Here is a 25094-nt window from a genome sequence, read left to right on the forward strand (position 1 = left end):
GATCTTGTCGGGATGCCCCTCGGTCACGGACTCCGAGGTGAACAGACGACGGGACATGACACTCCAAGACGTCAGTGGGTGGGTACGGAGGTGGCCGGGGAGAGCCCCGGCCACCGTGGTTTCTCAGCGGCTGGTCAGCGGTCGGTCAGCTGATCCTTGAGCTGGTCGGCGAGTGCGAGCCGCTGCACCTTGAGCGTCGCGGTGCGCGGCAGTTCGGCCTCCGGGATCTGCACCGGGTCGGCCAGCTGCGGGAACCGGGCGACGGCGGCACGCCACCGTTCCAGGTCCAGCGGCTTGTCGCCGTGCGTGCAGATCACCGGCACCGCCTCGGCGTTGGGCCCCTGGACGACGACGAGCTCGCTCAGCTCGTGCAGTTCGGCCAGGACGACGTCCTCGATCTCCAGGGAGCTCGTGACGCCCGGGATCATGTCGACCTCGCGGTCGAGCATGTGCAGACAGCCGAACCGGGTGAAGTAGCCGACGTCGCCGGTGCCCCACCACTCGCCCTTGCGGTTGGCGTCGTAACGCTCCTGCTCGCCGTAGTACGTCTTGGCGATGCCCGGCCAGGCGACCTCGATACGGCCGGGGTTCTGCTCGGTCGGGCGGTGGCCGTCACGGCTGACGACCCGCACCTTCGCCGCGCCCAGCGGCATCTGCCAGCCCACGCACCGGCCGTTGGCCTTGTGCGCGGAGTGCCGGAAGTAGGCGCGGCCGACGGCGGGGCCGACCTCGCTCTGCCCGTAGATCTGGAAGAACAGGGCGCCGCGCCGGTCGGAGGCCTTGAGGAGCGTGCTCATCGTGCCCGGGTGGATCGCGTCGAAGGTGCTGCTGAAGACCTTCACCGAGGCGAAGGGCGCCCGCGGGTCCTCGGCCAGGCCCTCCCACTCCATCAGCGAGTTGGGCAGCGCCTCGATGAGAGCCGGGCGGTGCTCGATGAAGTGCTCGGCGACGACCGCGGGGTCCGTCTCCCGCAGCAGCAGCACCGGGTACTCCTTGAGCAGCGCCAGCGACATCGCCGCGACCATCCGCGAGTGCACGAACGGCACATGGATGGCGACGGTCTCCTTCTTGCGCAGCAGGGCCAGCAGCCGCCACTGCGGCAGCAGGCGGATGCCCTGGGTGCGGGCGGTGTGCACCACGAGCTTGGGGATGCCGGTGGTGCCGGAGGTGTGGGTGATGACGGCGGCCTCGTCGATCGGCCGGACCACCGGCTTCACCCGCGGGGAACCCGCGAGTTCACCGAGCGAGATCGCGCCCGGCCGGTCGAACGCCGAGGTGATGACGCGCTCGGTGAGATCCGCCAGCGGCACGTCGGCGAGGGTGTCGAGCTTGTTGCCGTCGGTGAGCAGCGTCGGCCGGCCGACCCGCTCCAGCAGGACACCCACGGTGGCGGGGTCCAGGGCGGGGGAGATGTTGACGACGATCCCGCCGATACGGGAGATCGCCGCCGCGAGCATCCAGTGGTCGGCGCCCGCCGTCTTGTAGATGAAGACGTGCTCGTCGGGCCGGACCCCGGCGGCCCACAGGCGGGCCGCCAGGTCGTCGACGTGGTCGGCGTACTCGGCCACCGTCAACCGGCGCCCCACCTCCGGCAGGGCGTCCAGGTCGTGGTCCAGGGTGATCGGCGTCGACGGGTTCACGGCCGCGGCCATCTCCGGCAGGAGACCGATGTGCAGGCCGCGCTTCTGTATCGAGGAGTAGGCGGTTGAGCCCTTCATCGGGCTGTCTCCTTTGCGCTGGGCGATGGATGTTCGGGCTGTCGCCGGCTCTGTGCGGGATACCGGGCGGTGCGGGACACCGCGGAGTGAGGCGTGCCGTCAGGCCGTCGCGCGGCCCGCCTTCAGCGCCGCCGCCGTCTCCGTGACCCGGCGGGCCTGGTAGCGGGCGCCCTCCAGGACCACCTCGCTCGGGCCGCCGTTGCTGTTGCCGGCGCCCGAGACATACGAAGTGCCGTACGGATTGCCCGTCTTGAACTGGATCGGGTCCGTGTAACCGGGCGGCACGATGATGCCGCCCCAGTGGTAGAAGGTGTTGCTCAGCGCCAGGATGGTGGACTCCTGGCCGCCGTGCGCGGTACCGGTCGCGGTGAAGGCCGAGACGACCTTGTCCGCGAGCCCGCCCCGCTGCCACAGCGGGCCCGCGGTGTCGATGAACGCCTTCAGCTGGCTGGAGACGTTGCCGAAGCGGGTCGGGGTGCCGAACAGCACCGCGTCCGCCCACTCCAGGTCGTCGAGGCCGGCCACCTCGACGTCGGCCGTGTCCTCGATGTGCTTGGCCCACGCCGGATTGGAGTTGATCGCCTCCGGCGGGGCCAGCTCACGGACCTTGCGCAGGCGCACGGTCGCGCCCGCCTTCTCCGCGCCCTCGGCCGCGGCCTGCGCCATGGTGTGCAGGTTGCCGGTGGCGCTGTAGTAGATGATCGAGACGTTGACGGCTGCCATATACGGTTCCTTCGCTGACTCTCTGTCTGCCGAAGCCGATTACTTGGCGACGACGAGGGTGGCGGGCTCCGCGACGTGGAACGAGACGTCCTCGAACCCGGCCTTGATCAGCCAGTCGCGGTAGTCGCTGCGCGTCCAGGTGCTGCCCTGCCGGGTCTTGAGCAACATCTCCGAGGCGAAGATCAGCGGGAAGGCCGGGCCGCTGCGGTCGTCGTCGACGACGTAGTCGTTGACGACGAGGGTGCCGCCGGGCTTGAGGGCCTGCCGGAGCCGGGAGAAGACCTCGATGTTGCTCTCCGGGCTCTCCTGGTGGGCGATGTGCGAGTACACCGCGACGTCGTACTCGGCTGTACCGAAGTCGGTGGTGTGGAAGTCCCCGTTGAGCGTGGTGAACCGGTCCCCGACGCCCCGCTCGTCGAGCAGCCGGCGGGCGATCTCGTTGATCGGCTCCCAGTCGAGCTGGGTCGCCCGGGCGGCCGGGTTGGCCTCCAGCCAGATCCCCGAGTAGATGCCCGAGCCGCCGCCCACGTCGAGGATCGAGATCTCCCCGGCGTCCGCCAGCCCGAGCACCTCGGCGGCGACACCCGCGGCAGGCACCGACTGCGCGGCGATCGCCGTGACGATGCCCTCCCAGTGCGGGTTGTTGGCGACCTCGACGACCACGTCCTTGATCGGCCCGCCGACCCGGACGACCTCGGCCAGATCGGTCAGCGAGCCCGTGTGGCCGAGCTTCAGCCGCGCGAACGGGGCCAGCGACACCGGGGTGTCCTCCACCAGGTAGGTGGCCGCCTCGGGGGTGTTGCGGTAGCGGCCCTCGTGCAGCTCGACCAGGCCGATGCTGACCAGACCGTCGAGGAGCGTCTGGGCGCCGCGCTCGGCGATGGCGGCGCGCCGGGCCAGCTCGGCGGAGGTGTCCGCGCCGTCGGCGAGGTGGGTGAAGACCGAGTGGGTGGCGGCTGCGGCGAGGACACCGGTGGCCCAGTAGCCGTTGATCAGCCGCATGATGCCGACAGGTGACGGCTGGTTGTTGGTCATGCTGCCCCTCCGAGGGCGAAAGTGGCGGGCGAGGTGGCGGTGGAGTGGGTGTGCACCGCGCTGCGCAGCGCGGCGACGACCCGCTCGACCTGGTGGGGCTTGAGCTCCGCGTGCATGGGGATGGAGAGCTGGCGGGCGAAGAGGTCCGCCGAGACGGGGCACGTCTGCTGTGCCTTGAACACCGGCTGCACATGACCGGCCCAGGTGCCCTGCTGGCAGCCGATGCCCTGGCCGCGCAGCTCCGCGGCGACGGCGGCGCGGTCCACGCCCGCGTCCAGCGTCACCATGTACGTCTGCCAGGCGTGGGTGCGGTCGTCGGGGACGGTCGGGGTGCCCACCAGGTCCTCGTCGGCGAGGAGTTCGGCGTACTGGGCGGCCACCGCGCTGCGGCGGGCGAGCAGTTCGTCGATCCGGCCGAGCTGCACCTGGAGGATGGCCGCGGCGATGTCGGACAGCTTGAAGTTGTAACCGACCTCGGTGAACGTCGGCACGGGCAGGCCCACGACCTTGCCCATGTCGAAGATGCTGCCGATGCCGAACGAGGAGCGCAGCCGCGCGTCCTTGCCGATCTCCGGGTCGTGGGCGAGCAGCGCGCCGCCCTCACCGCTGGAGGCGCCCTTGCGTCCGTGGAAGGACAGGCACCCGATCTCGGCCAGCGCACCGGCCTGCCGGCCCTGGTAGGTGGCGCCGACCGCGCAGGCCGCGTCCTCGATGAGGAACAGCCCGTGCCGGTCGGCGATCTCCTGCAGTTCCGTGTAGTCGGCGGGCATGCCCACCGTGTCGATCGCGACGATCCCCGCGGTGCGCGGCGTGACCAGGTCGGCCACCGCCTGCGGGTCGACCGTGTACGTGTCGGGCCGTACGTCGGCGAAGACCGGGGTCGCGCCGACGTACAGGGCGGCCTGCGCGGGCGCCGGGAACCCGTAGTCGGCGACGATCACCTCGTCGCCCGGCCCCACGCCGAGCGCGAGCATCGCCAGGTGCAGCGCCGCCCCGCAGTTGGCGAGCGCCACGGCGTCACCGACGCCGTACTTCTTGGCGAGCTGGGCCTCCAGGGCCTTGCCCTTGGGACCTTGTCCCGCGGGCCAGCCGGAGGCGAACACCTCGGCCACGGCCGCCAGTTCCTCCTCGCCGAGGCTCGCGTGGACCAGCGATATCGGTTCCATCTCGGGTTCAGCTCCCACTCTGGTTCGCGTGCGTCGTCTGGCCGGGGATGTGGAGGGCGGGCGGCTCGTAGCGCAGCGGCGTCAACTGCTCGACGTCGTACCGCTTGCGCATCGCCTCCACGGCCGCGGCGTCCACCGTGGTGCCGCGCGACCAGATCTCCGCGATCTCCTCGAAGTAGTCCTCGTGGATGGGCGAGGGCAGGCACTGGAAGAGCATCTTCACCGGCCTGTCCGTGGCGTTGCGGAACGCGTGCGGCGTGCCGGGCGGCACGAACATGCAGCCGCCCTCGCTCGCCCGGATCACGCGGTCGCCCTTGGGGGACACCCAGTCGTGCCAGCTGTCCGGTGTGCGCTCGGTCGGTTCGAAGCACAGCAGGTCGAGCTCGCCCTCGAGGACGTAGAAGAACTCCTGGGCGTCACCGTGCACATGGGCCCCGACGTCGAAGCCGGGCGGCACGACCACTTCGAAGATGGACACGGAGGAGCCCATCTCCTTCGTGGCCTTGAAGGTCACCTCCTGTGCCCGGGTGACCAGCTTTCGCCCGGCGCCCGCCGGGAGGATGAGGTCGGTCATACGGGTTCCCTCCGCTGTCCGTAGGGGCGCTCAGGACGCGGGCCGGGAGCCGTCGGCTCCCCAGGTGCCCAGGGCCATCTCGGCGGTGATACCGGGACCGAAGCCGGCGATCAGACCGGTGGCGCCGGGGGCCGGGGTGTCCTCCTCGAACAGGCGCCGGGCGGCCTCCAGGACGACGGCGCTGGCGATGTTCCCGTACTCGCTCAGCGTCGACCAGCTGTGCCGGAAGACGTCCCGGTCGACCTCCAGGAACTTGGCGAGGTCGTCGAGGATGCGCGGGCCGCCGGCGTGCACGATGTAGAAGTCGAGCTTGCCCGCGTCCCAGCTGTGGTCCTTGGCGAGCTCGCGCAGGACCGGGGCGAGCGGCTCCATCGTGCCGGGGACCCGGCGGTCGAGCTGGAAGTGGAAGCCGGTGTCCTTGACCGCGTAGGAGATCCAGTCCTCGGTGTTCGGTATGAGGTAGGAGGCGTTGCGCTCCAGCTCGATGCCGTTGCCGCCGATGCCGCGGACGACGGCCGCGGCGACCGCGTCACCGAACAGGCCGTCGGAGAGCAGCGAACCGATGTCGTCGGCCTCCGGCTGGTAGCACAGCGAGCACAGCTCGCAGGAGACGATGAGGACGTTGCTGCCCGGGTGGGCCACGCAGAAGTCGTGGGCCCGGTTGATGGCCGCGCCGCCCGCCGCGCAGCCCAGCTGGGCGATGGGGATCTGCCGGGTGTCGGGGCGGAAGCCCAGCTTGTTGATGAGCCAGGCCGTCAGCGACGGCATCATGAAGCCGGTGCACGACACGTAGATCATCGCGTCGATGTCCCGGGCCCGCAGATCGGCGTTGGCCAGCGCGCGCTCGATGACCTCGGGGGTGCGCTTCTTCGACTCGACCTCGTAGATGCGGTTGCGCTCCTCGAAGCCCGGGTGGCGCAGCGTCTGCTCGATGGGCTGCACGATGTGCCGCTTCTTCACGCCGGTGTTGCGGATCAGGCGGAGCGCCAGGGGCAGTTGCGGCTTGCCGGCATGCGCCTTCTCTGCAAATTCCAGAGTCTCTTCCACCGTGATGATGTGTTCCGGCGCCATCATGGCCGGCTTGCAAAGCCTGGGCATATCTGGAATCCACTTCTGTTGGGGTCTAGACAGCGGGGGCGGTGCGGCGGGCGGGACACGCTTGCTCAGCAAGCGCTACAAGGTGCCTCAAGACCGAGCGGTCGCGGCTGGCGGCGACGAGCCTCGGATGGTTCAGTGGCAGAGGTGACCGGACAGGGAAGGCGATCACGGCGAAGTACGCGAACACGGCGAAGAAGCCGGGAGAGTCCTGGAGAGTCCGGGAAGGGACTTCGGCTGTCCGGAGAAAACGTCGGCTGTCAGGTGCGCAGGGGCTCGAGTCGCCCTGCGGGAACCGGCGAACGACCCTCGGTCCGTTGCCCCGTGCTGTTTTCGGGCAGGCGAGGGGTGCGAAAATAGTGACACGCGCTGAGGAGCCGAGCCAAGTGCCTGTTAGGCATACCCGAGCCAGACTCCAGGCGTACTCGCGCGCGCTTCCGGCAGGGGTCAGGACGCCCCCTGCCGCACCCTGCCTGACCAGCACGTTCGCCGATCGGCGGGAGAGTCGCGCGACCTCGTCCCCGACCCGTCGGAAGCATGCATTCCGGCCCCCGCGGAGCACCGGGCACCCACCGCCTCAAGTGAATCAAGACCGTTCGGCAGGGAATCGTCCAGCACATGTGTGCCGGACTCCGCCGGCGGCCCGTCACATTTGCCCGCCGTGGCCTGTCACACAGACGAGGCCCTGCTGGGAGGAAGCGACCTGATGAACGAAAACGAATGGCTGGCCGCCCGATTCGAAACCGACCGCCCCCGGCTGCGAGCGGTGGCCTACCGGGTGCTCGGATCCATGACGGAGGCCGACGACGCCGTCCAGGAAGCCTGGCTGCGGGTGATCCGCTCGGACGCCAGCGAGGTGGAGAACATGAGCGGCTGGCTCACCACCATCGTGGCCCGGGTGTCGCTGAACATGCTCCAGTCCCGCAAGTCGCGCCGGGAAGACCTCGTGGACGCCCCCGACACCGAGCGCGCGCAGCACCGGGAGGCGGAGTCCGCCGACCCCGAGCAGGAGGCAGTGCTCGCCGAGTCGGTCGGGGCCGCGATGTTCCTCATCCTCGACACGCTCACGCCCGCCGAGAGGCTGGCGTTCGTCCTGCACGACATGTTCGCGGTGCCCTTCGAGGAGATCGCCCCGATCGTCGACCGCACCCCGGCCGCGGCCCGCCAGCTGGCCAGCCGGGCCCGCCGCCGCTTCCAGCGCCAGGGCGTCAGGCCGGAGGACGTGGAGGTGGTCCCGAAGACCCCGCCGGCCCCGGCCGAGACCCCGGACGCCGAGACGGCCCAGGTCGGCAAGGCCGACTTCGTGCACGCCTTCCTCACCGCGTCCCGCGAAGGCGACTTCGAGGCACTGCTGGCCATCCTCGCCCCGGACATCGTGGTCCGCGCCGACCACGCCGCCGTACAGATGGGCATGGCCACCGGCATCGGCCTGGCCACAGGTGCGGGGCTGACCGAGGAGATGCGCGGCTCCGACGCCGTCACCCGCGCCTTCTCCAAGCTCTCCTGGGCTCCGGTGCCGGCCCTCATCGACGGCTCCGCCGGCCTCGCCTACGTCCGCGACGGCGTGCCGCACGCCGTGTTCCGCTTCGACATCGCCGCGGGCCTGATCACCAACATCGACATCCGCGCCGACCTGACCGGCCTGGACATCGTCATCCTGAACTGAGCACGATCATCCTGAACTGAGCACGAAGAAGGGGCGGTCCGCAGGGACCGCCCCCTTCTTTTTGTGCTTGAGGAACCTTGCTTGAGGAACCTTGCTTGAGGAACCGTGCTTGAAGAACCGTGCTTGAGGAACCTCAGTCCTCCAGCGCGTCGAACGCCTTCAGCAGCCGCCGCTGGATGTCGGTGATGTGGTAGTACGCGCCGAGCTTGTAGTACTCCTCCGTGGGCGACAGCGTCAGCCCGTAGACCAGGGTGCGCTTCTCACCGACGTACGCGTACGGCGCCTTCGTGCCGTAGGCGCGGAACTGCTCGATGTCGCGCTCGTCCGTGGAGGGCACCAGCGTCGGGTCGGTGGAGATCACCGCGAAGCACAGGCGGTCGATCTTGCCGGTGTCCCAGTTGAGCGTGGGGTAGACCGAGAACGAGCGCTTGCAGAACTCCAGCCCCAGCTCGGTCGGCACGTGCAGACCCAGCTCACGGACCAGGGCCAGCACGGACTCCGGCGCCAGCGTCTGCTCGCTCAGCTCGCTGAAGTACAGATTGACCTGACGCTTCTTGTAGTCCATCGACGTCATCTGGACCTTGTCCAGCCCATAGCGGGCGAACAGCTCCGCGTTCTCGGCCACGGACGACGGCATGGACGGGATGGCGCTCAGCTGCGCGACCCCGGGCATGTCGTCGGTGGGGAAGAACGCGTACGTCTTCTTGAAGCCACCGGTGACCTCGCCGTCGATGGCGAACATCGACACCGGCAGGTGCTTCTGGGTGTCGGCCAGCAGATCGTCCACGGGGTGACCGGTCGCCGGGAACAGCCCCTTCTCCACCACGGTGGCGTACGGGTCGCCCTGGCTGGTCGGCACCGAGATGCTGAAGTCCAGCTCCGTGGAACGACGTCCGCTCGCCATCGAGAAGACGACGACGCCGTCGGTGAGGGTGTCCTGGAACTCGGTCAGCAGCGGATAGATCTTCTCGCGTGCGCAGGTCACGCCCAGCAGTCCAGCCGCTTCCTCCATGGCCGCGTACACGCGCTCGACATCAGCGGCTCCGGACATTCATACCTCCACGCTTCGATCCTGACGATCCGTCCGCGCCTCAGCTTCGGCCATCGACCTTGAACCCCGCTGGAGGATCGATTGGCGCTGACTGGTCGAACAGACCCCCGACGCCAGGGGGCACGCACAATGGCCGAAGCATTGCCTGCCCGATGGAGAGTGGGGGCGAGTTCACGAATGGCTGACGACACGACCGATACCGCCGTACGAACCGATGGACCCTACGCGCGCCCCGGTAATACCGACGCATGGCGCATAGCGGCGCTGGAACGCGAGATCCAGGAACTGCGCCGCACCAACGAGGAATTGCGCGTGTACGTGAGCAGAGAGCTCGATCCCGAGCCCGAATTCACCGTCGTGGCCGACCAGGAACTGGCGGAATTCGACGTCGTGCCCGGCCGCGGAACAGGCGCGGCCACACCTGCCGCCACCATGGCACCCGCGACCACGGCCATGACCGAGCCCGCCCACCCGCGCGCCCTCGCCGAGTTCCACGCCCTGGGCCCCATCGAGGCGTTTGTCGGCGGCCGGCTCGTCGACCTCGGCGCACCCAAGCAGCGCGCGCTGCTCGCGCTCCTGGTCGGCAAGGTGGGCCGCCCGGTGGCGGTCGACACGATCGTCGAGGAACTGTGGGCCGGCCAGCCGCCGCCGTCCGCGGTGCCCTCCCTCCAGGCCTACGTCGCCAACCTGCGCCGGGTCCTGGAGCCCGACCGCGCGCCCCGGACACCGCCGACCATCCTGCGCACCTACGGTCGCGGCTACCTCCTCGACACCCGGGTCGTGGAGGTGGACGTGCAGTGGTTCGGCGAACGCTCCGTCGCCGGCTGGCAGGCACTGGACCGGGGCGATGCGCGCAGCGCGGTCCACGAGTTCGAGTCGGCGCTGGCCCTGTGGCGCGGCCAGGCGTACGCCGAGGTGGCCGACACCGCCTACATACGGCCGGACGTGGCCCGCCTTGAGGAGCTGCGCCTGTCGGTGGTCGAGGGCCGGTGCGCGGCTCTGCTCGCCGTCGGCGCTCATGAGATCGCGGTGGCCGAACTGGAGGCGTTCGTCCAGGACCACCCGCTACGGGAGTACGGCTGCGAACTCCTGGGGCTGGCCCTCTACCGGGCGGGCCGGCAGGCCGACGCCCTGGCCGTGCTCCGCACCAACCAGCGGCGCCTGGCGGACGAACTGGGCATCGACCCGCGCCCGGCCCTGCGCCGCCTGGAGCAGCAGATCCTCACCCAGTCCGCATCCCTGGACTGGCACCCGGCCCCCCGCCCGCCCGCCGTCGCGACCCGGCGGCCTCCTGAGGCCGCGGACCGCCGCCCCGTCCGCCGCCCGCCGGCCCACCGCGACCGCCTGCCCAGGCCCGACTTCTTCCGCTCGTCCCTGCTGGCGGAGCGGTAGGCGCCCGCGGCGAGCGGCGCTCACGCCGGCCTCCCGCGGCGAGCAGTGCTCACGCCGGCCTCTCGCGATGAGCAGTGCTCACGCCTCCGCGGTCCGGCGGGGCGGCGAGCCGGCCAGCGGCGACGAGTCCTCGTAGCGGACCTCGTAACGCCGCTCGGTGAACTTCCAGCCGTCCCCGGTGCGCTGGTAACGGTCGTGATAGATGGCGTAGTTGATGCCGCCCCGGCCGTCGAAACCACGCCCCACCTCCGACATGTAGGCGCGCCCCGAAGCGGTGTCGCCGTCGAGCACGATCAGGCCCGGATGCGTGTTCTGCACCAGGAAGTCCACGACCTTCGGCACCCGCCGGCCCCACGCCCGGATCTCCTCCGGGCCCTCCAGCTCGATCGGGATGTTGGGCATCCGCAGCGCCCCGTCCTCCGTGAAGAGCGTCGCCACCCGGTCGTAGTCGCGCATCATCACCGCATCGGTGAACTCACCGCGCAGCGCCTCGATTTCGACGCGGTCCGCGATGGCCTGGAAGTCATTCATCGCTTTCCTCTTTCTCCTTACCGGAATTCCCGGACGGTGTGTTCGTCCGGCTCACCATGACGACAGCCGGGGGCTGCGGAATGTGACAGCCGAAGGCCGTTTCCCGGCCTGAGTCCCCCGGACGGGTGAGCGCACACGGCACGGCGTTCGACGTACGGGGACAGCGTTCGACGTGTTCCGGTGTTCTGCGAGGTCAGCGGCCGTCCATGGGCGGCGCCAAGTGGGCGCCAACCGGCTCCATAGTGCGCCCCAACCACTCCACCCGATGCTGGATGCCGCAGCACTGGCCGAAGTGCGCCGTCATGCCTGTTCACCCGTAATCCACGACGGCCCGCCCCACGTGTGGGCCCTCATCTGATGGAAGGCCGAATATGGAGGCTACCGAGGTTCCGGTTCTGATCGTGGGCGGAGGCGGCTGCGGCCTGTCCGCCTCCATCTTCCTGTCGGACCACGGTGTGCGGCACCTGCTCGTGGAACGGCACGCGGACACGTCGATCCTGCCGAAGGCGCACTACATCAACCAGCGCACGATGGAGATCTTCCGCCAGCACGGCCTCTACGACGACGTTGTCGAACGCGCCTCCACCACCGACCGCTTCGGCCGCGTGCGCTGGCAGACCACCCTCACCGGCGACGGCCCCCTGGACCGCCGGATCATCCACGAGATGGACGCCTTCGGCGGTGGCGCGCTGACCGAGGTGTACGCCGCTGACGGCCCCGTACTGCCTTTCAAACTGCCCCAGTTGAGGCTGGAGCCGATCCTGCGCCGGCAGGCTGAGGAACGTAACCCCGGCCGCGTGCTGTTCTCCCACGAACTGGTCTCCTTCACCGAACAGGACGACCACGCCGTCGCCGAGATCCGCGACCTCGCCACCGGCGAGACCACCCGGGTCGTCGCCCGGTACGTCATCGCCGCCGACGGCGGCCGCACCCTCGGCCCCCAGCTCGGCGTGCAGATGCAGGGCACGGTGAAGATGGCCGACGTCTCCACCGCCTACTTCTCCGCCGACCTGTCCCAGTGGTGGCACGACGGCACGCTGATGACCTGGTTCATGAACCCCGAGCGCGCCGACCGCAACTTCACCCTGCTGGAGATGGGGCCGAACTGGGGCAGGCAGTGCGAGGAATGGGGCCTGACCTCCTTCCTCCTGGGCGACGCCGACCGCGCCGACAACGAGGCGGTCGCCGCCCGCATCCGCGAGGTGCTGGGCCTGCCCGACCTGGAGCTGACCGTGCACAAGGTGTCGCAGTGGACGGTGGAGGGCGTGCTCGCCGACCGCTACCGGTCCGGCCGCGTCCTCATCGTCGGCGACGCCGCCCACCGCCAGCCGCCCACCACCGGCCTCGGCCTCAACGGCGGCATCCAGGACGTCCACAACCTCGCCTGGAAACTCGCCGCCGTCCTCTCGGGGCGCGCCGACGACGGCCTCCTCGACACCTACGAGAGCGAGCGCCGCCCCGTCGGCAAGCGCAACGTCGACTGGGGGCTGGCCGCCTGGTTCCACCACCGTGTCATGACGGAGGCCGCGCTCGGCCTCGGCCCGCACGTCCCGCCCGAGCGGCGCGCCTCCGCGTTCGCCGGCTACTTCGAGCAGTCCGAGGTCGGCGAGGTCCGGCGGGCCAGGGCGGCGGAGCTGTTCGCCACCCACCGCGCCGAGTGCCAGGCCCACGACCTGGAGATCGGCTACGTCTACGAGGAAGGCGCACTCGTCCCCGACGGCACCCAGCCGCCGACGGGCTCGCCCATGGGCACCGAGTACCACCCCACCACCCGCCCCGGGCACCGGCTGCCGCACGCCTGGCTGGAGCGCGACGGACAGCGCCTGTCCACCCACGACCTGGTCGGCGCCGAGGGCGGCTTCGCCCTCCTCACCGGCCCCACCGGCACCGGCTGGGCCGAGGCGGCCGAGCAGGTCGCCGAGAAGTTCTCGATCCCCCTCACCGTGGCCCGCATCGGAACCGGCGCCGAGTACACCGGCGACGACTGGGCGGACGTACGGGAGATCGCCGACGACGGCGCCGTCCTGGTACGCCCCGACAACCATGTCGCGTGGCGCTCCATGGGCGGGGCCGACCATCCGGCGGCCGTGCTGACACAGGTGTTGTCCCAGGTCATGAACCACGGGACCGCTGACAGGGCCTGACCCGGCGGACCCGGCGGAAAAACCGTGACCGCAGCCGGTCACATTCCTCCGCCGGGACCTGTCATACGGGCGAGGCCTTGAGTCCGACCCAAATACAACGAGGAGAACAGACCATGTCCACAACCAGTGCCGTGCCTGCGGCAAGGGACTCACGGCGGTGGATGGTTCTCGCCGTCATCTGTGTCGCCTACCTCATGCTCACCCTCGACATGACGGTGATGAACCTGGCTCTGCCGTCGGCGCAGGAGGCCCTCGACTTCTCGGACGCGGACAAGCAGTGGATCGTCACCTCATACGCCCTCTGCTACGGCACCCTGCTGCTGATCGGCGGCAAGCTCTCTGACCTCATCGGCCGCAGGGAGACCTTCCTCGTCGGCCTGGTCGGCTTCGCAGCGGCCTCCGCGGTCGGCGGCGCGGCCAACAGCTTCGGGATGCTGGTGACCGCCCGCGCGGCCCAGGGTGTCTTCGCCGCACTGCTGGCGCCCACCACGCTGTCGATGCTGGCCACCACGTTCACCGACCCCAAGGAGCGCGGCAAGGCCTTCGGCGCCTTCAGCGCGGTCGCGGCCAGCGGCGGCGGCCTGGGGCTGCTGATCGGTGGCGCGCTGACCTCCGGTCTGAACTGGCGCTGGTGCATGTACGTCAACCTGGTGTTCGCCGCGTTCTCGCTGATCGTCGGCGGCAAGCTGGTCCCGCGCCAGCCCCGCGCCAAGGCCAGCCTGGACATCCCCGGCGTCATCCTGGTCTCCGCCGGCCTCTTCGGCCTCGTCTACGGCTTCTCCAACGCGGCCACGCACTCCTGGGGCACCCCCTCGACCTGGGGCTTCCTCGCGGCCGGTGCCGTGCTGCTGATCGTGTTCGCCGCCTGGCAGACCCGCGCCCAGCAGCCGCTGCTGCCCCCGCGCGTCGTCACCGACCGTAACCGCGGTGGTGCCTACCTCACCTCGCTCCTCGTCGGCATCGGCATGTTCGGTGTGCTGCTCTTCCTGATCTACTACCTGCAGACCGAGCTCGGCTACTCCGCGATCAAGTCCGGTCTCGCCCTGCTGCCGATGATGATCGTCACCGGTGTGGCCAGCAACGTCGGCAACATCAAGGTGATGCCGAAGTCCGGCCCGCGTCCGCTGATCACCATCGGCATGCTGGTCAACGCGGGTGCCATGCTCTGGCTGACCCAGATCGGCGCCGACTCCAACTACGCCACCGCGATCCTGGGCCCGCTCATGCTCATCGGCCTCGGCATGGGCATGATCTACGCCGCCGCTCTGAACACCGGCACCTCCGGTGTGGCCCCGCAGGACGCGGGCGTCGCCTCGGCGACCATCAGCGCCGGTTCCCAGCTCGGCGGCGCCATCGGCACCGCCCTGCTCAACACGATCGCCGCCAGCGCGGCCAGCGACTACATCTCCGGCCACGCCCAGGGCAAGCCCAACGCCGAGGTGTTCCACCTCGCCGCGATCGAGGGCTACCAGCAGGTGTTCTGGTGGTGCGCCGCCATCTTCACCGCCGGCGCCGTCCTCGGCGGACTGCTGCTGCGCAGCGGCCCGCTCCCGGCGCCCGCCTGGGCCGCCAAGCCCAAGGTGGAGGAGCCGGAGGCCGGCGAGCCGGAGAAGGCACTGTCCTGACACACACCGCCTGAGCAGCACGAAAGAGGGCCGGGTCACCCCGGCCCTCCTTTCGTTCCCGGGCGGCGGACGTCAGCCGCGACGCAGCGAAGGCTTGCGCACCCGGAAGTTCGCCATCATGCCCATCGACGCGTGGTCGAACATGTGGCAGTGGTACACGTAGGTGCCCTCATAGCCGGTGAAGGTCGCCTGCAGCTTGACCGTCTCGCCGGGCTGCAGCGGCACCGTGTCCTTCAGCCCGCTCTCCGGACCGGAGGTGACGGGCTTGCCGTTGCGCTCCAGGACCCGGAACTGCACCAGGTGCATATGGAAGTTGTGCGGGGTGTAGAGATTGGCGTTGCGCACGTTCCAGATCTCCGTGGCCCCGTACTCGATCTCGGTGTCGACCCGGTCCATGTCGAACGACTTGCCGTTGATGAACGCGTCCATGGTCGCGCCCGTCTCGTCCATGCTCAGCACGAAGTCACGGCTGACCGTGGCGCTCCCCAGCGCGGGCAGCTTGCGCAGCGTCGAGGGCACCGTGCTGCGGTCCGTGACGGGAGCGGTGACCCGGAACTGCAGCACCCGGCCGAGCTGGTCGACGGGCTCGCCGGGCAGCAGACCGCCGGTGTTGGTGAGGATCAGCCTGGTGCCGGCCGCGTACTTGGAGAAGTCGATGACGATGTCCGCGCGCTCACCGGGGGAGAGGGACACCGACGTCACATCCAGCGGCTTCTCCAGCAGCCCGCCGTCGGAGCCGATCTGCTGGAAGGAGGAGCCGTCGGACAACTGCAGCGTGTAGAACCGCAGGTTGGCCGTGTTGAACAGCCGGAAGCGGTACTTGCGGGCGGCGACCTCGAAGTACGGCCATGCCTTGCCGTTGGCCATCAGCACATGGCGCTTCATGAAGTCGCCCATGCTGTAGATGAGTTGGCCGCTGTCGTCGAACCGCGCGTCACGCAGCGCGATCGGCACGTCGTAGGCCCCCGACGGCAGGTTGAGGTTCTTCTCCACGTCGTCGGTGAGCAGATAGAAGCCGGTCAGCCCGCGGTAGACGGTCTCCGACTCCTGGTGGTGGGCGTGGTCGTGGAACCACAGGTTCGCGTGCGGCTGGTTGTTGGGGTATGTGTAGATCTTCGACCCGCCGCCCGGCGCGATGAGATCCATCGGCGAGCCGTCACTGCTCTCGGGCACGTGCGCGCCGTGCAGATGGATCGAGGTCGACACCCCCAGCCGGTTGGTCTGCCGCACCAGGACGCGCCGCCCCGAGGTCGCCTTGATGACGGGACCGGGGAAGTTGCCGTTGAAGGTGTACACGCGGGTCTTGCGGCCCGGCAGGATCTCGGCGTCAGCCTCCCGCATGGCGACGTCGTAGTAGCTGGTCAGGCCCAGGTCGCACACCGGCTCCAGCACCTGGGGCACCGGCATCGCCTGCTCGAACTGCGGAATGGTGGTCGGGTCCAGCTCGCCGGCCTGCGCCGGCTCGGCCATCGCGGGCGCCAGCAGGCCCGCACTGCCGAGGGCGCCGGTCAGCGCGGCCCCCGTCATGAGGACGGTTCTGCGGTGGATCATGTCCCCTCCCCGTGGAGATACGTGTGATGGACATCAGAGACCTCGCAGAGGATGCACGGTCGCACTCTCCGGTGCCTGGAGTGCTGGTGGAGCAGCAGAGGCGGGAGAGCCGCCAGGGGACCGGCCGACCGCCGCCGCCGACCGGCCTGTCACCTCCCCCCGCTCCGACTTGTCACATAGACGAGAGCCGAGTCCGAGGAGGGGCCCTGCATGAGCCGTGACGAAGAGTTCGAGGCAGTACGGCCCCTCGAGGCCACCCACACCGCCTGGGAGACCCCCCGCACACCCCGGCCACGACAACCCCCGCACCCCGACCCGTGGTGCGCCCTCCCGGCAGAAACGCCCGACCCCCGGCCGGAAACACCCGACTACGTGTCCACCGCGGCCGTACTGCTCCTGGAGCGACTGTCCTCCCTGGAACGAGCGGTGCTGGTGCTGCGCGAGATGCTCGGCTGCGACATGGCACGGATCGCTGAGGCCGTGGGCCACCCGGAAGCCACCTGCCGTGAGCTCGCCGCCACCATCACGGCGAGAACCGACACCGGCACCCGCCCCTGGCCCCGCGAGATCACCGGCGCGGACCGGGTGGCCCGGCTGCTCACGGCGATCGTCCCGGCCCTGCTGGCCGTCGGCATCACGATGCGCCCCACGGACGCCGCCGCCGACCCGGGTGCCCTCTTCCACGACCCCCACGGCACCCTCCTGGGCGCCCTGGCCCTCGGCATCGCCGACAACCGCGTCCACACCATCCACTGGCTGCCGGCCCAACAGGTCGGCAGGGAAACGGGGGAGCCGACATGACACGACACACCGCCCCGATCCGGCTGCTGCTGGCCGATGGCCGGCCCGGGCCGCGGGCACGGCTGCGCGCGGACCTCGACGCCGAGGCGGACATCGAGATCGTCGCCGAGGCCGACGACGGCAGGCAGGCGTTGCGGTCGGCCCGGGAACGACGCCCCGACATCGTCCTCACGGACGTGACCCTGCCCGGCCTCGACGGCATCGAGGTGACCCGGCGCATCACCGCCGACCCGGCCCTGGCCCGGGTGCGGGTCGTCATCCTGACCGGCGACAGCCGCGACCGGCACGTCTTCGAGGCGCTGCGGGCCGGCGCCGCCGGATACCTCGTCGACGACACCACCCCCGCCGAGCTCGCCCACGCCCTCAGGGTCGTCGCGCGCGGCGACGCGCTGCTCGCCCCGTCGGTCACCCGTCAGGTGATCGGCCGGCTCGTCGCCCGCTCGCTGCCCCCGGTCCCACGGCCCGCCCTGCTCGCCGAACTGACCGACCGTGAACGGGAGGCCGTCGCCCTGGTCGCCCGCGGACTGTCCACCGCCCAGATCGCCGCCCGCATGGTGATCACGCCGCTCACGGCGAAGTCCCACATCGACCGCGCCCGCGCCAAGCTACGGGCCCGCGGCCGCGTCCAGCTCGTCGGCCTCGCCTACGCAGCGGGCCTGGTCGGCTCGGGCCCGTGACGGCCCCTGACGGTTCCTGACGTTCCTGACGGTTGCTGTCAGTCCTTTGACGGGACGTCGGCCCTGCTCTCCTTCACCATGCGCAGGCCCCGTCCGTCTCCCAGCCCCGCCAGGTCCAGCAGCAGTTCCTTGACCTCGGTCGCCCCGTACCGCCCGCGCGCACCCCGCGGATCCGAGCACAGCAGCACCGGCCCGTCCTGCGGACTGCCCGGCAGCCGGCCGTGCGTGCCCTTCACCGCCGCCGCGCCCGCGTCCAGCCCGATCGCGCTCATCAGATAGCGCATGCCGAGCTTCTTGCGGGCCAGTGCCACGGCCGTGCGTCCCTTCGCCGCGAGCGGCGCCGCGGGGTCGAAGAACAGCTCGGCGGGGTCGTACCCGGGCTTGCGGTGGATCTCCACCAGCCGGGCGAAGTCCGGAGCGCGCTCGTCGTCGAGCCAGTAGTAGTACGTGAACCAGGCGTCCGGCTCGGCGACCAGCACCAGATCACCGGCCCGCTCATGGTCCAGGCCGTAGGCCGCCTTCTCCGCCTCGCCCAGCACCTCGGCCACGCCCGGCAGGCCGGCGCACACCTTGCGCACCAGCGGCAGATCCTCGGGGTCGTCGACGTACACGTGCGCGACCTGGTGGTCGGCGACGGCGAACGCGCGTGACGTCCACGGGTCCAGATACTCCATCCCGGCCTGGGTGTGCACCCGCAGCAGGTTCTCGCGGCGCAGCGCACGGTTGATGTCGACAGGGCGGGAGGCCCGCGTGATGCCGTACTCCGACAGGGCCACCACGGTCGCCCCGCGCCGGCGCGCCGCCTCCAGGAGCGGGCCGAGCACCGCGTCCAGCCGCGCCGCGGCGGCCGCGGCCTTGCGCCCGTCCGGGCCGAACCGCTGCAGGTCGTAGTCGAGGTGCGGGACGTAGACCAGCGTCAGATCCGGGTCGTGGCGTTCCATGATCTGCCGCGCGGCCCGGCAGATCCACTCGGAGGAGGCGATGCCCGCTCCCGGGCCCCAGTAGTTGAACAGGGGGAACTCGCCCAGTGCGGTGGTGAGTTCGTCGTGCAGCTCGGGCGGGTCGGTGTAGCAGTCGGGGTCCTTGCGGCCGTCGGCGTGGTAGACGGGCCGCGGGGTCACCGTCCAGTCGGTGTCCGCGCCCATCGCGTACCACCAGCAGATGTTGGCGACCGTGTACCCGGGGTGGCGGCGGCGTGCCGCGTCCCACAGTTTGTCGCCGCCGACGAGCTTGTTGTGCTGGCGCCACAGCAGGACTTCGCCGAGGTCACGGAAGTACCAGCCGTTGCCGACGATGCCGTGCTCGCTGGGCGGGGCGCCGGTGAGCAGCGTGGCCTGCACCGAGCAGGTGACCGCGGGCAGCACCGGGGCGAGTTCGGCCTGCCAGCCCGTACGGGCGATCGCGGCCAGCCGCGGCATGTGCTTGAGCAGTCGCGGGGTGAGCCCGACGACGTCGAGCACGACCAGGGGAGTGGGCCGGGCGTTCAATGGATCAGCTCCCTAACAGGTTGCTCGCGCAGTCCGAGAGCGAGCAGTTCATCCCGGGCGAAGGCCACCTCGGCGGCGATACCGTCGGCCAACTGGCCTTCGGTGACAGGGCGTTGGGCGGCAGGCAGCACGTTCCAGGTGTACGTCTCCACCTCCAGGTGGTCGCACAGGGCCCGCTCGCCGCCGACCAGCACGTCCAGCGCGTCCCGCAGCACGTCCAGCGTGGCGTGCAGCGGCGGCTGCGGGGCCGCGTGCAGCGGCACGTGGTAGTGCACCCGCCACGGCCCGGGAAGCTCCGCGTCGAGCGCTTCACCCAGGTCGTCGGCCGCGTGCCCGGCCGCGGACCGGGTCTGGTGCAGGAACCGGGGTTCGGCGTACCCGCGCAGCGCGTCGGCCGTCGCGGGCTGCTCCGGATGGTCCGCGCCGAGCGCGGCGGACACCTGCACCTTCACCACCGGCAGCCCCGCACCGGCCAGCCGGCCCAGCGCCTCCTCGGGCTCCTCCCACCCGCATGCCAGATGGGCCAGGTCCAGGCACACCCCGAGGTAACGGGTGTCGATGCCGGCCAGCCCGGCGGCCACCTGCTCGGTCGACTCCAGCACACAGCCGGGCTCCGGTTCGAACCCGACGCGGATCAGCCGCCCGGTGCTCGCGTGCACGCCCTCAAGACGTTCCGCGAGCTCGTCGAGCCGCCCCTGGGCCACCGCCTGGTCGGCCACCGTCCAGGGCGTGCGCCAGGCCAGCGGCAGCGTCGACACCGAGCCGCGGGCGGCGTCATCGGGCAGCAGCCCCGCCAGCACCCGGGCCAGGTCGAGCGTGTACGTCATCCGCGCGTCGCTCAGCCAGTCCGGCCGGTACACCGCGTGCTTGACCACCGGCGCGTGGAAGGCGCCGTAGGGAAAGCCGTTGCAGGTGACCACCTCCAGGCCGCGCGCGTCCAGGTCACGGCGCAGCCCCGCCACCGCGGCCGGGTCGGCGGCGAGCCGGGCGGCGACCGGCGCGGCCAGCCACAGCCCGACCCCGAGCCGCTCGGCCCCCAGACGCCGCCGGGCCGGCACCGCGTACGTGTCCAACTGCCGCACGATCTCCGGCAGTTCCTCGCCGGCGTGGACGTTGGTGCAGTAACCGAGATGGACCGTCTGCCCGTCGCGGTGGGCCAGCCGCATCAGCTGCCTCCGCGGGCGATGGAGTTCCCGGCGAACGCGGAGGCCGCCGCACCCGCCGTCCCGGAGAGGTCCAGCCGCCCGGACTGCCCGTAGAACTCGATCGGGTTGCGCCACAGCACCCGGTCCACGTCGTCCTCGCTGAACCCGGCATCCAGCATCGCCTGCCCGGTGGCACGGGTGAGCAGCGGGTCGCTGCGCCCCCAGTCGGCGGCGGAGTTCACCAGAATCCGGTCCGGCCCCCACTCCCGCAGCACCACCGCCATGCGCTCCGGCGACATCTTGGTGTCCGGGTAGATGGAGAACCCCATCCAGCAGCCGCTGTCCGCGATCTGACCGACCGTCACCTCGTTGAGGTGGTCGACGACGACCCGGCCCGGGTCGATGCCCGACTCCCGCACCACGTCGAGGGTGCGACGGGTGCCGCGCTGTTTGTCACGGTGCGGGGTGTGCACCAGGACCGGCAGGTCGTGGACGACGGCCAGGGCGAGCTGGGCCGCGAACACCTCGTCCTCCGCCGGGGTCATCGAGTCGTAGCCGATCTCGCCCACCGCGACCACGCCGTCCCTGGCCAGGTAGCGCGGCAGCGCGCCGAGCACCTCGCGGCAGCGCGGGTCGTTGGCCTCCTTGGGGTTCAGCGCGAGGGCGCAGTAGTGGCGGATGCCGAACTGGCTCGCGCGGAACGGCTCCCAGCCGGTCAGCGAGTCGAAATAGTCGGTGAAGGACCCGGCGCTCGTGCGGGGCTGGCCGAGCCAGAAGGCCGGCTCGACGAGCGCGCGCACGCCGGCGGCCGCCATCCGCTCGTAGTCGTCGGTGGTCCGTGAGGTCATGTGGATGTGCGGGTCGAAGATGCGCATCAGACTGTCTTCTCCTTGAACTCTGCGGACCGTGCCGACGCCGTGTCGCCGATCCCCCCTGGTTGTGTGGACCGCACCCACTCCGGGTCGCTGATCAGCGCCAGCAGGACGGTCGCGTCGTCGGGCAGGGACCGCCCTGCGGCCCTCCGTTCGTCGTCCAGGTCGGCCAGCATCCGGGCAAGCTCGCCGTCGGCCCGCCGGTCCAGGTCGGCCACGGCGGTCAGCGGTATCTCCATGAACACGCACTTGAGCACGGCCTGCCGCCACATCCCGTCATCGAGCCGCCGGGCAGCAGACCCGACCGCGGCGGCGACCAGACGCGGGTCGTTGGTACGGATGGCGTCGTCCAGCAACTCCACGGCGGCGGCCCCGATGTCGAGGCCCTGGGGCAGCTCCGGAGCGCGCGCCCCCCTGCCCAGGTCCTGCGGCAGGCCCGCGGCGCGGGCTTCGCTGTGCAGGTCCTGTGGCAGGCCTGCGGTACCGGCCCCGCTGTTCAGGTCCTGCGACAGCCCCGCGGCACCGGCCCCGCTGTCCGTGTCACGTGGCAGATCCGCCGCGCCGTCCCCGAGGTCCGGCCCTGACAGGGCGCGCAGCACCGCGCGCTTCTCCGCCGCGCCGCCCTGCCAGTACAGGGCGGTGACCAGCCGGGCCAGTGCCGTCCCGCGCAGCGGCAGCGCGGTCAGCAACAGCACCCGGGCCGCGTCGTCGACGCTCCAGCCCGCGAGTTCCGGGCCGGCGTCGGCGAGCGGGCCCCGGCCGCAGCGCCGGCCCACGGCGGGGAACAGCATGGCGATCGCGTCCGGGTTCTGCGCCACCTGCCAGCGGGCGTCACCCAGCCACTGCGGGTCGGCGACCTGGTTCTTCAACACGTCGGTCAGTACGTCTGCGAGATGTCGGCCGGTCACAGGGAGACCTCCTCCGCTACACGGGTCGCGCTCAGGAACTCGGCCGCGGCACGGGCGTGGGTCAGGAACGCCAGCGACGTGCGCGCGACCGCGGGGGCGGCATGGGAGTGGCGGGGCAGCTCCACGGCCGTCAGCCCGCGGTACCCGGTCTCCGCCAGGGCCCGCAGCGCGGCCGGGAAGTCGACCTCGCCGGAGCCGAACTCCAGATGCTCGTGCACACCCCGCCGCATGTCGTCGATCTGCACGTTGACCAGGTACGGGCCGGCCTTGGTCACACACTCCGCCACCGGCAGCGGCTCCACACAGCGGCAGTGCCCGATGTCGAGCGTCAGCCCGAAGCAGTCCGGCGCGCCGAGCTTGCCGCGCAGCGCGAACCAGTCGTCGAGCGTCTCCACCAGCATCCCGGGCTCGGGCTCGAACCCCAGCCGTACGCCCGCCGCGTCGGCCGCGTCCACCACCTCGGCACAGCCCCGCACCAGCCGGTCCCAGCCCTGCCCCCGCGACACCGCGGAGGGCCGGATACCGGCCCAGAACGAGACGGCCTCCGCGCCCAGGTCCGCCCCGATGTCCACGGCCCGCCGCAGGAAGTCCAGCCGGGCCGCGGGTTCGTCGTCGAGGAGGGTCGGGGCGTGCTTGCGCCACGGGTCGAGCAGATAGCGGGCGCCGGTCTCGATGACGACGGCGAGCCCGAGCCGGTCCAGCCGTGCCGCCAACGCCTCGACGCGGTGCGGCAGTTCCGGTGCGAACGGATCGAGATGGTCGTGGTCGAGGGTGAGCGCGACGCCCTCGTAGCCGAGGTCGGCGATGACGGCGAGCGCGTCCTCGAGGCGGTGGTTGGCGAACCCGTTGGTGCCGTAGCCGAAGCGTATGTCCGAGGAGGTCATAGGGCTCATGTCGGCGACACCCGCCCCGCCAGGACCCGGCCGATCGGTGCGCAGGCGGCCACCACGGCCGCGGCGCCGGGCCGCGCCGACCGTGCGACAAGCGCGCCCTGCAGTGCGGGCAGGTTGGTGATCCCGGCGGCGACCGCCGCCCGTACGCTGCCTGCGTCCGGCGTGGCCAATGCCCGCACCTGGGCGTCGCCGTAACCGGCGGCGTACCAGGCGGCCAGCGAGCCGACCAGCCCTTGGCGTGGCGCGCGCCCCGAGGCGGCGAGCGTGACCCCGGCCGTCGCGGCCAGCGTCGCCCCCGGCAGCAGGCGGCCGGCGCCGGACACCTCGCGGCGCGACAGCGCGGTGACGGTGTACGTGTGCGCCGCGACGGTGAGCGCCGGCACGAGCGCACCGCGCCAGCCGCCCCGGCGGGTACTCGCGCCGAGCAGCACATCCAGTGCACGGCAGGCGGCCATGCCGGCCGGCCCCGCGGCGGTGTCCTTCAGCTTCACGTCGTACGCCCACACCGCACCGGTCAGCGGCACCGCCACCGCGAGCGCCCTGCGGCCCCCGGCCAGTCCGGCGAGCGCGAGTCCGGCCGCGCTGAGTCCGGCCGCGACACCCAGCGCGGTCCGGGCGCTGACCCGGCCGGAGGGGATCGGCCGGCCGGGACGCTCCTTCGCGTCCAGGTCCCGGTCCGCCCAGTCGTTGGCGGCCATCCCCGCCCAGTACAGGCAGACCGCGGCGGCGGACAGCCCTGCGGTGCGCGGACCGAGGGTGCCCGCGGCGGCGGCACCGGCCACCGCGTCCCCCGGCACCGACAGTGCCGCGGGCGCGCGGACCAGCTCCACAAGATCCCGGGGTGTGGTCATCGGCCGCCGCCCGATCCGGCGCCGAGCCCGGCGAGATACGTGCGCAGCGCCTCCCACTGGGCGTGCAGCGCGTGGTCGACGTCGCCCAGCGGGTCCTTGAAGAAGTAGGAGAGGGACTCCAGCGGCCCGGTGTGTCCGGCCTCGTGCGCGGCGGCGGTGATCCGGGCCAGGTCCAGGACGAGCGGCGCCGCGAGCGCCGAGTCGCAGCCCTGCCAGGTGAACTGCAGGCACATGCCGGTGCCGAGGAACCCGTCGAAGGTGATCAGGTCCCAGGCCGTCTTGAAGTCGCCGATGTCGGCGACGTAGTCGATGCGGGTGTCGCCGTCGGGCGCGTAGCCGAGGGTCTCGTGCAGCACCCGCTGCTTGCTGGCCGTCTTCGCGGCGTTGGCCTGCGGGTCGGTGAGGCTGGCGCCGTCGCCGCCACCGAGCAGGTTGATGCCGGACCACGAGCGCACCGAGAGGTTGCGCATCGCGAACATCGGCGCCAGCACCGACTTCAGCAGCGTCTCCCCGGTCTTGCCGTCGTGGCCGGCGTAGGGCAGGCCGCGTTCGGCGGCGAGCTCGGCGAGGGCCGGCAGCCGGGCTCCGGTGGAGGGGGTGAAGTCGACGAAGGCGCAGCCCGTGTCGAACGCCGCGTAGGCGTACAGCGAGCTGGGCGGCAGCACCCTGCCCGGCGCGGCGAGCGCGGCGGTCAGCGCGGCGAGGTCGGAGTGCGCGGGGTGCGCGGGCGGGGCGGGTTCGGTGGAGGACACGTTGACCACCACCACCCGGTCCAGGCCGTGCCGTTCGGCGAACGCCCTGATGTCGGCGGCGATCAGCGCCGCGTCCGCGGCCTGGGTGGCGGCGGCCGGGGCGGGCCGCAGGTTCGCCTCCACCGCGTCGAGGTCCTGTTGCAGCGCCTGCACCAGCCGGGCCGGCACGACGCCGGCGGCGGCCAGTTGCTCGGCCTTCTTGGCCACGGGGATCGTGGTCACGTCGTGACCGCCGAAGACCAGGTCGCCGAAGCCGGGCAGCGCCGTCACGTCCAGCGCGGGATGAGCGGTCACGCAGCCCACCGGGTCGGCGAGCCCGGCACGCAGCGCGAGCGCCCCGATCACGCTGGTGGTGGCGACGGACCCGCGGGCACCGATGAACCAGATGCCAGCACGCACGGTTGTCTCCTTCGATCACGAGTTCGATCACGAACACA

22 protein-coding genes are annotated in these 25094 nt (G+C 71.3%); 6 read left to right on the forward strand and 16 right to left on the reverse strand.

Features of this window, described 5'->3' with window-relative positions; translation table 11 throughout:
- Positions 1-134: 134 nt before the first annotated feature.
- The 6 genes from DI272_RS37895 to DI272_RS37920 form a co-directional block, all read right to left on the reverse strand.
- Entirely contained in the window at positions 135-1718 is a 1584-nt protein-coding gene (locus DI272_RS37895; RefSeq protein WP_109499700.1) for a class I adenylate-forming enzyme family protein, read from the reverse strand.
- 99 nt (positions 1719-1817) lie between these two features.
- Positions 1818-2441 carry an NAD(P)H:quinone oxidoreductase gene (gene wrbA, locus DI272_RS37900; RefSeq protein WP_109499701.1) on the reverse strand — a complete coding sequence of 208 codons (624 nt, stop codon included), beginning with the start codon at positions 2439-2441 and terminating at the stop codon, positions 1818-1820.
- Between the two features lie 39 nt (positions 2442-2480).
- Complete coding sequence (locus DI272_RS37905; protein WP_109499702.1) at positions 2481-3476, reverse strand: class I SAM-dependent methyltransferase; 996 nt, start codon at positions 3474-3476, stop codon at positions 2481-2483.
- The gene (locus DI272_RS37910) at positions 3473-4642 is read right to left on the reverse strand and encodes a DegT/DnrJ/EryC1/StrS aminotransferase family protein (RefSeq protein WP_109499703.1); all 1170 of its coding nucleotides are present in this window, start codon (positions 4640-4642) and stop codon (positions 3473-3475) included. Before DI272_RS37910 ends, DI272_RS37905 begins: the two co-directional genes overlap by 4 nt.
- Before the next feature lie 7 nt (positions 4643-4649).
- Positions 4650-5216 carry a cupin domain-containing protein gene (locus DI272_RS37915; protein WP_059197831.1) on the reverse strand — a complete coding sequence of 189 codons (567 nt, stop codon included), beginning with the start codon at positions 5214-5216 and terminating at the stop codon, positions 4650-4652.
- A gap of 30 nt (positions 5217-5246) precedes the next feature.
- Positions 5247-6314: a type III polyketide synthase gene (locus DI272_RS37920; protein ID WP_181387444.1), complete on the reverse strand. Its 1068-nt coding sequence runs from the start codon at positions 6312-6314 to the stop codon at positions 5247-5249.
- A 703-nt stretch (positions 6315-7017) separates the two neighbouring features.
- Here DI272_RS37920 and DI272_RS37925 point away from each other — a divergent pair.
- Positions 7018-7977, forward strand: a complete 960-nt coding sequence (locus DI272_RS37925; protein ID WP_109499704.1) for a sigma-70 family RNA polymerase sigma factor — start codon at positions 7018-7020, stop codon at positions 7975-7977.
- Positions 7978-8110: 133 nt separating this feature from the next.
- On the opposite strand, the gene DI272_RS37930 is transcribed toward DI272_RS37925, so the two are convergent.
- Positions 8111-9028: an aromatic prenyltransferase gene (locus tag DI272_RS37930; protein ID WP_109499705.1), complete on the reverse strand. Its 918-nt coding sequence runs from the start codon at positions 9026-9028 to the stop codon at positions 8111-8113.
- Positions 9029-9205: 177 nt separating this feature from the next.
- Here DI272_RS37930 and DI272_RS37935 point away from each other — a divergent pair, with 177 nt between their 5' ends.
- A complete protein-coding gene (locus DI272_RS37935; RefSeq protein ID WP_109499706.1) occupies positions 9206-10420 on the forward strand; it encodes an AfsR/SARP family transcriptional regulator in 1215 nt (404 codons plus the stop codon).
- A gap of 78 nt (positions 10421-10498) precedes the next feature.
- Here the strand turns inward: DI272_RS37935 and DI272_RS37940 are convergent, their stop codons facing one another.
- Positions 10499-10951, reverse strand: a complete 453-nt coding sequence (locus DI272_RS37940) for a nuclear transport factor 2 family protein (protein WP_109499707.1) — start codon at positions 10949-10951, stop codon at positions 10499-10501.
- 371 nt (positions 10952-11322) lie between these two features.
- Between DI272_RS37940 and DI272_RS37945 the strand changes: the two genes are divergently transcribed.
- A complete protein-coding gene (locus DI272_RS37945; RefSeq protein ID WP_109499708.1) occupies positions 11323-13095 on the forward strand; it encodes an FAD-dependent monooxygenase in 1773 nt (590 codons plus the stop codon).
- Positions 13096-13208: 113 nt separating this feature from the next.
- Entirely contained in the window at positions 13209-14720 is a 1512-nt protein-coding gene (locus DI272_RS37950; protein ID WP_258314793.1) for an MFS transporter, read from the forward strand.
- Between the two features lie 72 nt (positions 14721-14792).
- Here DI272_RS37950 and DI272_RS37955 read toward each other — a convergent pair whose 3' ends face one another.
- The gene (locus tag DI272_RS37955; RefSeq protein ID WP_109499709.1) at positions 14793-16271 is read right to left on the reverse strand and encodes a multicopper oxidase family protein; all 1479 of its coding nucleotides are present in this window, start codon (positions 16269-16271) and stop codon (positions 14793-14795) included.
- A gap of 210 nt (positions 16272-16481) precedes the next feature.
- On the opposite strand from DI272_RS37955, the gene DI272_RS37960 reads away from it, so the two are divergent.
- Both DI272_RS37960 and DI272_RS37965 read left to right on the forward strand, forming a co-directional pair.
- On the forward strand, positions 16482-17072 hold the full coding sequence (locus DI272_RS37960; protein ID WP_146238418.1) for a hypothetical protein: 591 nt from the start codon (positions 16482-16484) through the stop codon (positions 17070-17072).
- Positions 17069-17749 carry a response regulator transcription factor gene (locus tag DI272_RS37965; RefSeq protein ID WP_109499711.1) on the forward strand — a complete coding sequence of 227 codons (681 nt, stop codon included), beginning with the start codon at positions 17069-17071 and terminating at the stop codon, positions 17747-17749. The genes DI272_RS37960 and DI272_RS37965 overlap by 4 nt, the downstream gene beginning before the upstream one ends.
- Before the next feature lie 38 nt (positions 17750-17787).
- On the opposite strand, the gene DI272_RS37970 is transcribed toward DI272_RS37965, so the two are convergent.
- Genes DI272_RS37970 through DI272_RS38000 form a run of 7 tightly spaced genes read right to left on the reverse strand, consistent with a single transcriptional unit; the run spans position 17788 to position 25056 of the window.
- On the reverse strand, positions 17788-19236 hold the full coding sequence (locus DI272_RS37970) for an alkaline phosphatase family protein (RefSeq protein WP_258314794.1): 1449 nt from the start codon (positions 19234-19236) through the stop codon (positions 17788-17790).
- Positions 19233-20402 carry a metabolite traffic protein EboE gene (eboE, locus tag DI272_RS37975; protein WP_109499712.1) on the reverse strand — a complete coding sequence of 390 codons (1170 nt, stop codon included), beginning with the start codon at positions 20400-20402 and terminating at the stop codon, positions 19233-19235. Before eboE ends, DI272_RS37970 begins: the two co-directional genes overlap by 4 nt.
- On the reverse strand, positions 20402-21256 hold the full coding sequence (locus DI272_RS37980; protein ID WP_109499713.1) for a TatD family hydrolase: 855 nt from the start codon (positions 21254-21256) through the stop codon (positions 20402-20404). Before DI272_RS37980 ends, eboE begins: the two co-directional genes overlap by 1 nt.
- Entirely contained in the window at positions 21256-22161 is a 906-nt protein-coding gene (locus DI272_RS37985; RefSeq protein WP_109499714.1) for an EboA domain-containing protein, read from the reverse strand. Before DI272_RS37985 ends, DI272_RS37980 begins: the two co-directional genes overlap by 1 nt.
- Complete coding sequence (locus tag DI272_RS37990) at positions 22158-23054, reverse strand: sugar phosphate isomerase/epimerase (protein WP_181387445.1); 897 nt, start codon at positions 23052-23054, stop codon at positions 22158-22160. Before DI272_RS37990 ends, DI272_RS37985 begins: the two co-directional genes overlap by 4 nt.
- Positions 23051-23905, reverse strand: a complete 855-nt coding sequence (locus DI272_RS37995; RefSeq protein ID WP_109499716.1) for an SCO3242 family prenyltransferase — start codon at positions 23903-23905, stop codon at positions 23051-23053. Before DI272_RS37995 ends, DI272_RS37990 begins: the two co-directional genes overlap by 4 nt.
- The gene (locus DI272_RS38000) at positions 23902-25056 is read right to left on the reverse strand and encodes an inositol-3-phosphate synthase (RefSeq protein WP_109499717.1); all 1155 of its coding nucleotides are present in this window, start codon (positions 25054-25056) and stop codon (positions 23902-23904) included. Before DI272_RS38000 ends, DI272_RS37995 begins: the two co-directional genes overlap by 4 nt.
- Between the last annotated feature and the right edge of the window lie 38 nt (positions 25057-25094).

This window comes from Streptomyces sp. Act143 (assembly GCF_003143935.1).
Lineage (GTDB): Bacteria > Actinomycetota > Actinomycetes > Streptomycetales > Streptomycetaceae > Streptomyces.